This window comes from Roseofilum acuticapitatum BLCC-M154 (genome assembly GCF_030068475.1).
GTDB lineage: Bacteria > Cyanobacteriota > Cyanobacteriia > Cyanobacteriales > Desertifilaceae > Roseofilum > Roseofilum acuticapitatum.
The window spans coordinates 18,346-27,619 of sequence record NZ_JAQOSP010000017.1 but is presented as its reverse complement, the minus strand read 5'-3'; the positions used below and the strand labels follow the sequence as shown (position 1 = coordinate 27,619).

The window sequence follows — 9,274 nt, the reverse complement described above, 5'->3', positions numbered from 1 at the left end:
GTCCGATTGTTCATGTCCGCGAAGCGGAAATACCATGATTAAAAATTTAGGGAGCGAGACGCTCCCACTCCAGTAATATCAAGGGATTAGAGGAGTGCGGGCATCTTGCCCGCTTCTTCACCCTTTATCCGGACTTGATATTACCCATTACCAGCGCAAAGCGCTACTTAGTCGTCGTGGGGTCATCAATTTCCAACTCCGCGAGTCGGAAAGTGACTAACTTATCCCAATTTCCTCCCTCAAACAGTACGGCAGCCTTACCATCGGTTACCCGTTGTACTTGGCCAGTGAATCCATAATAGGTATCCCCAGTATTTTTAACTCGTACTGCTACACCTGGTAGGATCATCCTTTTTTACCTCAATTTTATAAAATATCCATTAAAACTTTAGCCGATGTCGGTGATTCGCGACCGCTTCCACCAAGCCGATCGCCAAAAAATTCGTCAGCAGAGCCGATCGCCCATAACTCATCCAAGGTAAAGGAATCCCCGTCACTGGAGCCAGGCCAATGGTCATGCCAATATTGACCATCACCTGAAACACAATCATCGATAATACCCCGATCGCCAGCAACGAACCAAAATTATCCTTCGCATTTTGGGCAATCATCACCAACCGAAAACAGATTAACCAGAAAACCACCAACAGGATCGCCGCGCCAATAAATCCCAACTCCTCACCCACCGCCGAAAAGATAAAATCCGTATGTTGTTCGGGAATAAAATGGAGTTGGGTTTGGGTTCCTTGATTTAATCCCGTGCCATGGAGCTGTCCAGAACCAATAGCGATCCGAGATTGGATCAGATGATACCCTCCCCCTAGGGGATCTTTTTCTGGATCGAGAAATAGGATTAAGCGGTCTTTCTGATAATCCTTGAGCAGTCCCCAAAACACCTCACCCAGAAATCCGAATCCAGTCGTCAGGGCTAGGGTAACCCCAGCTCCGATGCGCGGCCAAGGTAAACTTGTCCAAGCTAACAGAACCAGTAAACCCGCCCAAGCAAACCAGGCGGGGAGATAAAGATTAAACAGGATAGCCGATATTAGGGGAGAGATCAGTAAAATCAGCCAACTGGGATTAGTATTGGCCCAGTAGAGCATTCCCAAGGCGATCGCCCCAAATACGAGAGAGGTTCCTAAGTCCGGTTGCAGGAAGACTAAGGCCCACGGGACACCAACAATAGCCAGAGTTTTAAACAGGCTTGATAGTGTGGAGGCTCCCTTACTGTGCAGGAGAGACGCTAGGGTAATAATGACCCCTAATTTGGCAAATTCCGAGGGCTGGATATTAAATCCACCAATGGTAATCCATCGTTGCGCCCCTAAAGCTGTTGTCCCAATAAAAATAACCGCTAACAACGAAACATTGGTAATTCCATAGATGACCCATTGCCACTGGATCAGCCGTTCATAGCGCCAACGGGAAATAAAGAGGGCTAAGGTGCAACCAATGCCCCCAATAATCCAATGTTGCAGCCAATCGGTGTATTGGAGATTAAGCTGAGTTGAGCGAATCATGATCCCACCAAAGAGGGTTAGGCCAATCACCAGAATCAGCAGTAACCAATCTAAGTTTTTCCAACTGTTGAGTTGGGAGAGCCAGCGAATCCTAGGGCCTGAATGGCCGGAGTGAAATAGGGATCTACGCATGATAATTAACAATTAACAATAATGAATAGATGAGGGGGATTCCCCCATCTTCACTCTCTACTGCCTAGGGGAGTGCTTTATCCGGCGAGGACGGCGACGGAGATTTTTGCGGCGATCGCCTTAGCGACCTTAACCAATGCTTGGGCTGAGGCAGATTCGGGATCGCTGACCACAATGGGTAAGCCGCGATCGCCCCCTTCCCGTAAAGATATTTCTAGGGGAATACAGCCGAGCAGGGAAACGCCGAGTTCTTCGGAAGTTTTTGCGCCCCCTCCCGAACCAAAAATGTCATATTGGCGATCGGGCAGATCCGGAGGAATAAAATAACTCATATTTTCCACCATTCCCAGTACCGGAACCCCCATCTGTTCAAACATTTTCAGCCCCTTGCGCGAGTCGAGAAGGGCTACATTTTGGGGGGTAGTGACAATTATGGCCCCAACCATGGGAACAGCTTGCGTGAGCGTTAATTGGGCATCTCCAGTTCCCGGAGGCATATCCACAATCAGATAATCCAACTCGCCCCAGTCCACCTGATAGAGAAATTGACGAATCACCCCATTGAGCATGGGGCCGCGCCAAACCACCGGTTGGTCTTTTTCAATCAAAAAGCCCATGGAAACAAGCTTCACTCCATGATTAAATGCGGGTTCTAGGACTTCTTTGCCTCCTCTTTCTTGTACCCTCACCTTGGCTGAGTCTAAGCCCAACATGGTAGGAGCATTGGGGCCATAAATATCGGCATCAATCAATCCGACCTTGGCCCCCGTTTGGGCTAAAGCCACGGCTACATTCACCGCTACCGTGCTTTTTCCCACTCCCCCTTTACCACTGGAGATGGCAATAATATTTTTCACACCCTCAATACCTTGGCGATCGGGTAGAGTATTTTTAGCCTGGGGGGTTTCTGCCGTCACCTCAATATTTACAGCTTGTACCCCTGGAATCTGTTTCACCGCCTTCGTACAGTCTTCCATAATGAATTCCCGCAGGGGACAAGCTGGAGTCGTCAGCACCAAGGTAAAACTCACATTTCCCTGGTCATCAATCTCAATCTGGCGAATCATATTCAGTTCCACCAAACTTTTCCGCAGTTCTGGGTCTTCCACTGGTCGCAGGACTTCTAAAACGGATTGGCGATCGAGGGTCAAAGTCATAATTTTGCTATTGGCTATTGATTATTCCGGTGTTACTTATCAAATCTTAACGCTCTTGGGCCGTTCTCATGGGTTTTCATACCGGTTGACTTAAAATCCAAAATCCACAGAATTTCCTGGCTGGGTTTTCTTTCCAGAGCCTCCTTGAAGGGCCGCTTTCTCGGCTGCGTTCGCTAAAGCTTCAGCAACTTTAGCCGCATAGGGACGAATAAACGACCAAATTACAGGAGAGAGCCATCCTCGCAGGGTAACCGAATAGGAGATGCGAGTGCCCCAAACTGTGGATTCGACTTGGTAGATAATTCGCTCTTCAATGCCGGGCATGGCCAGAATTCTAATGCTCAAGAGTTCCCTCGGTCTGACTCGTTCGACAAAAATGCGGATGGGAATGGGGCTAAGGCGGGTCACTGCACGGAAAATCAGTCCCGGTTTGGGAACTAAACCCCTAGGGACATTGGTTCGGGCTAAGAGGGGATGCCAAGAGACATCAGCGAAATCTACCACGGTTTGCCATAGATCATCGACCGAAGCTGAACTAATGACACGATAGGTTTTGGCTAGGGTACAGCGAACTTTACGACTGTTGCGACCCAATAGCTTAGACAAAAAATCTGGCATTGTCTATTCAATACTCACACTAGAAAATAAGGGGATAATCGATGCAGTTAGGTTTGAGCCGGATTGGGCGGTTTGAATGTCAACTCGCATAGGTAGTGGGTCATTCACGCTAGGTTAACATTGGAGGTGAGTTCTTCGGATCGTGGATTAAGAATTGTTGCAGTTATCCGTGGCTCAGGGGGCCAGGCAGCTAAGGATCTGCGCTCTATGTCCCTGAAATTGGCCCAAGAGAGTCTGATTTTTAGGTTTGAATGCAAGAAGTCTGATTTATTATGGGTCTAAGGCTTGTTCCAAGTCGATTTGAGATACTACAATCAACCCAGAAGTCCACAATTCCTAGTAGAGAAGGTAGACGATCCAAATGGAGCAAAGAACACACGCAACTGAAGATGGAACAACGGTTATTGTTTTAACGCCAACCGGACGTTTGGATATCACTACAGCCTGGCAATTTCGTTTGAAGCTACAGGAATGTATTTCTAAGCTCAGTAGGCATGTGGTAGTGAATCTAGGTGCAGTAAACTTTATTGATAGCTCAGGTTTAACCTCTTTGGTGGCTGGGATGCGGGATGCGGAAAAGGTTAAAGGCAGTTTTCGGATCTGTAATGTTCATCCAGAAGCTAAATTGGTATTTGAAGTGACGATGATGGATTCTGTATTTGAAATTTTTGAAACGGAAGAGGAAGCGTTAGAGGGAGTGCCAAGGGTGAATAGTTGATCGGTAGGCGAGCAAAATTGGCTGGTGCTAAGGGAGGTCAGATGGTTGTTCTTTTTGTCTCTGATTGGGGATAGCCAACTGTCTTAGCCCCCCTTTTTATTCTGCTGTTGGCCAAGATTGTAGACTCAACTCTTGGCAAAGTGACCTTTAGGGGTGACAATGGGATCACCCACTCTTGATAATTGTAGCTGTGAATACTGTCCGCACTGTCTCAGACACTAAGCGATCGTTTTATACTCATCATACCCGGCCCATTAATTCTATCTACCGCCGTGTGGTAGAGGAGTTGATGGTAGAGATGCATTTACTATCGGTCAATGTGGACTTTGAGTATGACCCTATATACGCTCTTGGGGTTGTTTCGTCCTTTGACCAGTTTATGGAGGGATATTTACCGGAGGGTGATAAGTCTTCTATTTTTGCGGCTTTGTGTCAAGCGTTGGAGAGCGATGCTCATGGGTATCGTGCAGATGCTCAAAAAGTCCAGGAAGAGGTGAAGGACTGGTCTGGAGAGGCGGTGGTGGCTCTGCTTTCCGATCCGCATCAGGGTGAAGGTGCAGATGTTCTGCGAGAGCGGTTGAAGGCGATCGCCGCTAATGGGAAGTTTAAATATAGCCGTTTGTTTGCTATTGGTTTATATACTTTGGTCTCTACTGTCGATCCCGAACGCCTCCAAACTGAGGAGAGTCGTAACCAGGCTTTTGAAAAGATCGCCGAAGGGTTGGGTATCTCTTTGGAGAAGCTTCAAAAGGATATTGAGCTGTATCGGTCGAATCTGGAGAAGGTGAAGCAAGCTCAGGCGGTGATGAAGGATATTTTGGAGGCTGAACGCAAAAAGCGTCAGCGCGCCCTAGAGAAGGAAACTGCTGCTGCGGGTTCATCTCCTGAGACGGCAGAGAAGGACAAAGAGTCATAAAGCTCAAGCGTCATCAGGTTAGTCAATACCTCAAGTAGGGGCGAAAGAGTTTTCGCCCCTACTGCTTTTCTGGGGTTTCTTGTAGGGATTGAATGGCCCAATGGATACGGGCGCGAATGCTTGGCTCTTCTTCTTGATCTTGGAGGTGCTGTAGGTAATTCAATAGGGTGGGTTGGAAATTGGGGTCGGCAGTTTGTCCCAGAGAGTCTAAACCCACGACTGCTCCATAGCGCACTACCCATTCTGGATCTGTGCTGACCTGAAATAAGGTTTCCATGACTCGCTGTTGGGCGGCAACGGAGTCAGTAGGGGGCATTTTTTGCCATTGAATCGCACCGAGTCCCCTGGCTGCTCCCCGACGAACACTCATGGAGAAGTCGGTGGTGGCTGCTTCGATGAGGGTTTCTAAGGCTTGAGGGTGACCAATTCCAGCTAGGGCACGAATCGCCCAAGCTCGTCCGCCATAGTTATAGTCGTCAAGAAGTTCGAGTAGGTCATTGACGGCTAAATCTCCAAGGGCAATTAAACCATCGACGGCAGCAACGGCGGCTCCAGGGTTGTTGTAACTGAGAACGCGAATGAGGGTGGGAGCGGCTTCAGGGATTTGAGCGGCGGCTAATTGTTCGACGGCATCAACTAGAGTATCAGAGGAGTCGGCTTTGTCAATGGCTTCTAGGAGATGGGATAAGGGGGACATGGCAATTCAAAATTATGGGTTAGAGGAGTGAGTCCATGAGGGTCATGAGGTGGATGGCGGTTGGACTGGGAGGATCTTGGGGATGGCTTTCTTGGAGATGATGTTCTAAGAGTCCTTTGAGGGAAATGAGTTTGAGGCTGTTTTCGGCTAGGGTTTGGGCGATCGCCTCGGCTGCGGGCAAATAGCCGATCGCCCCTAAATCCGAGAGAACGGCGCGGCGCAGTTGCAGTTTATCTCCTTGCAGGGCGGCTATGAGGCGATCGCCATATTTTCTCTCTCCGGTTAACTGATAGAGGGCGCGGGCAGCTCCATATTGCTCGATTTCTAGGGGATGATCGAGAAAGGGTTGAATTTGGGGAATGGCTTCTTTTACCCCTAAAATACCCAAGGTTTCAATCACTGCATTGTAGGGTTGAGCCAGATGGGGACAACCGGGTATCGGTTGAGCCGCTTCTAGTCCACCGTCGAGCAGGTTGAGCAGTTCGGGAATAGCGCTTTCAAAGTGAGCGCGATCTAGATCTTCTCCCAATTCTCCCAGGGCTTGGGCTGCCGTTTCCCGCACATAAAAATCGGAGCAGTGTAGGCATTCAATTAAAGCGGGAATCACTCGCGGTTGGGCCAGTTTGCCTAGGGCACGGGCTGCATTGCGTCGAAGAGCATAGCCCCCCTCTGGAGTGCGATCGCTTTCATCTTGCAGAGCAGCAACTAGGGCATCAATAGCTTCTGGTTCTTTGACTCGAAACCGTCCTAACCACCAAGCCGCATAATACCGTTCTCCTCGGTCTCCCTGAAGTAGATTTCTAATAGCCTGGTCTACGGTTAGTTGAGTAGCTTCAGAACTCGATGAAGGGGCGTTAATCATGGCCAGGGATGCAAACACAAGAGATTTAAACACAACTGTGCCCGGAACTCCAAACAGATGTCAGCTTTTGACATTCACCTGTCTAAAGTTCCGGGCCCTAATCATTCAAGCGATGACTAGCTTAAAGCATTGATCGCATAGTCAATGTAGCTATTAGCAGCAGTAGCACCATCTCCGGTCAAACCATGGTTCGCTTTGATGTACTTCAGCGCTTCGACGTACCAACTGGGGGACAGTTCAAAAGTCCGGTTGATTTCATCGATACCAGCAATCAGATACTCATCCATGGGGCCAGTACCATTAGCGATTAAGCAGTAGGTAACCATCCGCAGATAGTAACCGATGTCACGGGCACATTTGTCTTTACCCCGTTGGTCAGCAGCATAGTTAGCACCAGACATTTGAGTGGTGTAAGGGAACTTGTTATATACCGCTTGAGCCGCTCCGCTAACGAGCTGGTCTTTCTTCTGGGTTAAGGTTTTAGCCGCATCAATGAAAGCCGAAGCTTTTTGGAAACGACCAAATGCGGTTTGGATTTCACTGTTGCTCAGAAAGCGACCTTGGGAGTCAGCAGCAGCAACTGCTTCAGTCAGAGGGGTTTTCATGGTTGATGTATCTTCCTACGAGTTGTTTTGCAAAAGTTTCAAAAATAGAAATTTTGAAGCAGAATCAAGACCGAATGGGACGTTAAATTCAATTCCCAACGGTGAAATTTAGCCCACTGCACTAGCGGCTTTATCGAAGTATCCAGCAATTTCAGATACTAAGGCAGAGCAGTCTCCGGGGGTGATTCCATTGCGGTCGTTAACAATCGCAACTGCTGCATCTTTCATTTTGCCTACGCCTACAGCTACGGAAGCACCAGGAGTTCCTAGGGCTTGGTAGGTTTCACGGAGACCATTGAGGCAACGATCTTCGAGAACGCTGGCATCTCCAGTGAAGATAGAGTAGGTTACATAACGCAGGATGATTTCCATGTCGCGTAAGCAAGCAGCCATGCGACGGCTGGTGTAAGCATTTCCGCCAGGAGCGATGAGCTGGGGCTGTTCTGCAAATAAGGAACGAGCTGCATCAGCAACAATGGTAGAAGCGTTACCGGTGATGCGGTTAACAGCATCCATGCGCTTGTTGCCATCAGCAACCATTGCGCTCAGGGCATCGAGTTGGCCATCGGTCAGGTATTCGCCTCTAGCGTCAGCCTGAGAAACCACCTTTGTGAATGCATCGAACATTGACTAAATCTCCTATTTAAGTAGGTCTAGATTCTGTAACCAGAATCGGTTCAACAAGTGCAAGCTGGTCAGCTACTTGGAAAGACCTTCAAAGACAGACCTTATTCCAGAAGAGTATTGGGTATTTCTCCATCGGTTTACCCTCTATCGAGGTGAAGTCCGGGTTCTCAGGCTTTTGAGAAATCTGAGAAAATCCACACTTCGGATGAGAAAGCCAAAAAGCATTGGAAATCCTTGCTTGGTTTCTGGTTGGACTGTTCTTTGTGCCCTCCACTTAACTCTTATACAATGATGTTGATCCTTTATTTGTTACATATTATTAAGATTTTAATCTCAGCTATTCCCTGCCCAATCTCTAGGATCTGTACCTCAAAAAGTCACTGTACCCTTGAGTTTGGAGACTTTTTCGGGTCTTGATGGGCAACTGTCGTGGATGAAGATGTAACTTTCTGGATGGGTTTTCTGTTATGGAGTCCGATCGAGGTGGAATGCTCACAAATAGGGAAAGTCACCCTAGATGACTGTTAGGGTTAGCGGTTTTAGACTTTTCAATTTTTGATACAAAGCTTAATTTATTTTTACTAAACTTTACATTGCCAGAGAATTAGGGCACTCGATCTCGCCCCCTCCCCTATTCTCCGCTCTTACTCCCTCATTTTTTGTTCTAAATCAAACAAAAAACCATGGATATATTTTTCAGTCCACTCTGAGCCATAAAACCTTGTAAACATTCCCCTAGCGGGATCTTTTTCGGCTCGATAGTGAACATATCTTAACTGAGCCTGTTTTATTTTTAGCAACTCCTCTTCGCTCTCAATGGGGGCAGCTCCTTGGACAAAACTGACGTAAGCAGACAGATAATCCTGAAAGGCCGCAAATACTCGCTCTTGAACCACTTCCGTTTTTTGGGGACGAGTCCATAGAAAAGCGGGGGAGAAAAAGGGTTGAGCTTCTTCGGGAAAGTCTCCCCCCCAGGGCAAATACTGCTGATGAGCTTCAAAGATGGGCCAAATGGGTTGAGTGTATTTTTGCTGATAGGAGGGGTCATCCCGAAACAGGGGTTGCATGTCTAAGGCAATCAGATGGCCCCCCGGTAAGGTGACTAAATCCGCACCAAAAAAAGGTAAGTCGGTGTTGAGACGGGGAAAAATGACGAAATTGAGAACTTGTAGCCCTTCTCCTCCTTGGACATGGGCTGCCCGGATTTGACGGAGCTTATCGGTTTGAAAAGCGGTGCTGGTGGTGAGTACCTCCGATTGACGCGCACCCTTACCGATAGTCCCTTGTTTGCATTCAAAGCCTTCGGGGATGGGATAGGGTTCTAAGTCGAGGTGTTTTTGGAGATAGGCGATCGCATAATCTAAAAAAGGTTGATATAAACCGACCATAGGCTCTCTTTTCGATCTCACTTTACTGGTGTTT

General features: G+C 48.0%; 11 protein-coding genes. 2 read left to right on the top strand and 9 right to left on the bottom strand.

The features are described 5' to 3' along the window. Positions 1 to 163 precede the first annotated feature (163 nt). The 4 genes from PMG71_RS03020 to PMG71_RS03005 form a co-directional block, all read right to left on the bottom strand. Positions 164 to 349 carry an NAD(P)H dehydrogenase subunit NdhS gene (locus PMG71_RS03020; protein ID WP_283752163.1) on the bottom strand — a complete coding sequence of 62 codons (186 nt, stop codon included), beginning with the start codon at positions 347 to 349 and terminating at the stop codon, positions 164 to 166. A 31-nt stretch (positions 350 to 380) separates the two neighbouring features. After that, a complete protein-coding gene (gene rodA, locus PMG71_RS03015) occupies positions 381 to 1,652 on the bottom strand; it encodes a rod shape-determining protein RodA (RefSeq protein ID WP_283752162.1) in 1,272 nt (423 codons plus the stop codon). 77 nt (positions 1,653 to 1,729) lie between these two features. Continuing rightward, a complete protein-coding gene (locus PMG71_RS03010) occupies positions 1,730 to 2,809 on the bottom strand; it encodes an Mrp/NBP35 family ATP-binding protein (RefSeq protein ID WP_283752161.1) in 1,080 nt (359 codons plus the stop codon). Positions 2,810 to 2,899: 90 nt separating this feature from the next. Beyond that, positions 2,900 to 3,427: an SRPBCC family protein gene (locus PMG71_RS03005; RefSeq protein ID WP_283752160.1), complete on the bottom strand. Its 528-nt coding sequence runs from the start codon at positions 3,425 to 3,427 to the stop codon at positions 2,900 to 2,902. 361 nt (positions 3,428 to 3,788) lie between these two features. On the opposite strand from PMG71_RS03005, the gene PMG71_RS03000 reads away from it, so the two are divergent. Further along, positions 3,789 to 4,145 (top strand): STAS domain-containing protein, encoded by a 357-nt coding sequence (locus tag PMG71_RS03000; protein ID WP_283752159.1) that lies wholly within the window; start codon positions 3,789 to 3,791, stop codon positions 4,143 to 4,145. Positions 4,146 to 4,335: 190 nt separating this feature from the next. Beyond that, complete coding sequence (gene psb29 / locus PMG71_RS02995; protein WP_283752158.1) at positions 4,336 to 5,061, top strand: photosystem II biogenesis protein Psp29; 726 nt, start codon at positions 4,336 to 4,338, stop codon at positions 5,059 to 5,061. A gap of 58 nt (positions 5,062 to 5,119) precedes the next feature. Here the strand turns inward: psb29 and cpcF are convergent, their stop codons facing one another. The 5 genes from cpcF to PMG71_RS02970 form a co-directional block, all read right to left on the bottom strand. Next, a complete protein-coding gene (gene cpcF / locus PMG71_RS02990; protein WP_283752157.1) occupies positions 5,120 to 5,758 on the bottom strand; it encodes a C-phycocyanin alpha-cysteine-84 phycocyanobilin lyase subunit CpcF in 639 nt (212 codons plus the stop codon). Between the two features lie 19 nt (positions 5,759 to 5,777). Continuing rightward, complete coding sequence (cpcE, locus tag PMG71_RS02985) at positions 5,778 to 6,620, bottom strand: C-phycocyanin alpha-cysteine-84 phycocyanobilin lyase subunit CpcE (RefSeq protein WP_347179189.1); 843 nt, start codon at positions 6,618 to 6,620, stop codon at positions 5,778 to 5,780. Between the two features lie 116 nt (positions 6,621 to 6,736). Beyond that, positions 6,737 to 7,225 (bottom strand): C-phycocyanin subunit alpha, encoded by a 489-nt coding sequence (cpcA, locus tag PMG71_RS02980; RefSeq protein WP_283752155.1) that lies wholly within the window; start codon positions 7,223 to 7,225, stop codon positions 6,737 to 6,739. Between the two features lie 108 nt (positions 7,226 to 7,333). Further along, a complete protein-coding gene (gene cpcB, locus PMG71_RS02975; RefSeq protein ID WP_283752154.1) occupies positions 7,334 to 7,852 on the bottom strand; it encodes a C-phycocyanin subunit beta in 519 nt (172 codons plus the stop codon). Positions 7,853 to 8,496: 644 nt separating this feature from the next. Then, positions 8,497 to 9,240 (bottom strand): phycoerythrobilin:ferredoxin oxidoreductase, encoded by a 744-nt coding sequence (locus PMG71_RS02970; protein ID WP_283752153.1) that lies wholly within the window; start codon positions 9,238 to 9,240, stop codon positions 8,497 to 8,499. Positions 9,241 to 9,274 lie beyond the last annotated feature (34 nt).

Coding starts and splice junctions, on each gene's coding strand:
- PMG71_RS03020 (WP_283752163.1), bottom strand. CDS start 349: ATGATCCTACCAGGTGTAGCAGTACGAGTTAAAAATACTGGGGATACC.
- rodA (WP_283752162.1), bottom strand. CDS start 1,652: ATGCGTAGATCCCTATTTCACTCCGGCCATTCAGGCCCTAGGATTCGC.
- PMG71_RS03010 (WP_283752161.1), bottom strand. CDS start 2,809: ATGACTTTGACCCTCGATCGCCAATCCGTTTTAGAAGTCCTGCGACCA.
- PMG71_RS03005 (WP_283752160.1), bottom strand. CDS start 3,427: ATGCCAGATTTTTTGTCTAAGCTATTGGGTCGCAACAGTCGTAAAGTT.
- PMG71_RS03000 (WP_283752159.1), top strand. CDS start 3,789: ATGGAGCAAAGAACACACGCAACTGAAGATGGAACAACGGTTATTGTT.
- cpcF (WP_283752157.1), bottom strand. CDS start 5,758: ATGTCCCCCTTATCCCATCTCCTAGAAGCCATTGACAAAGCCGACTCC.
- cpcE (WP_347179189.1), bottom strand. CDS start 6,620: ATGATTAACGCCCCTTCATCGAGTTCTGAAGCTACTCAACTAACCGTA.
- cpcA (WP_283752155.1), bottom strand. CDS start 7,225: ATGAAAACCCCTCTGACTGAAGCAGTTGCTGCTGCTGACTCCCAAGGT.
- cpcB (WP_283752154.1), bottom strand. CDS start 7,852: ATGTTCGATGCATTCACAAAGGTGGTTTCTCAGGCTGACGCTAGAGGC.
- PMG71_RS02970 (WP_283752153.1), bottom strand. CDS start 9,240: ATGGTCGGTTTATATCAACCTTTTTTAGATTATGCGATCGCCTATCTC.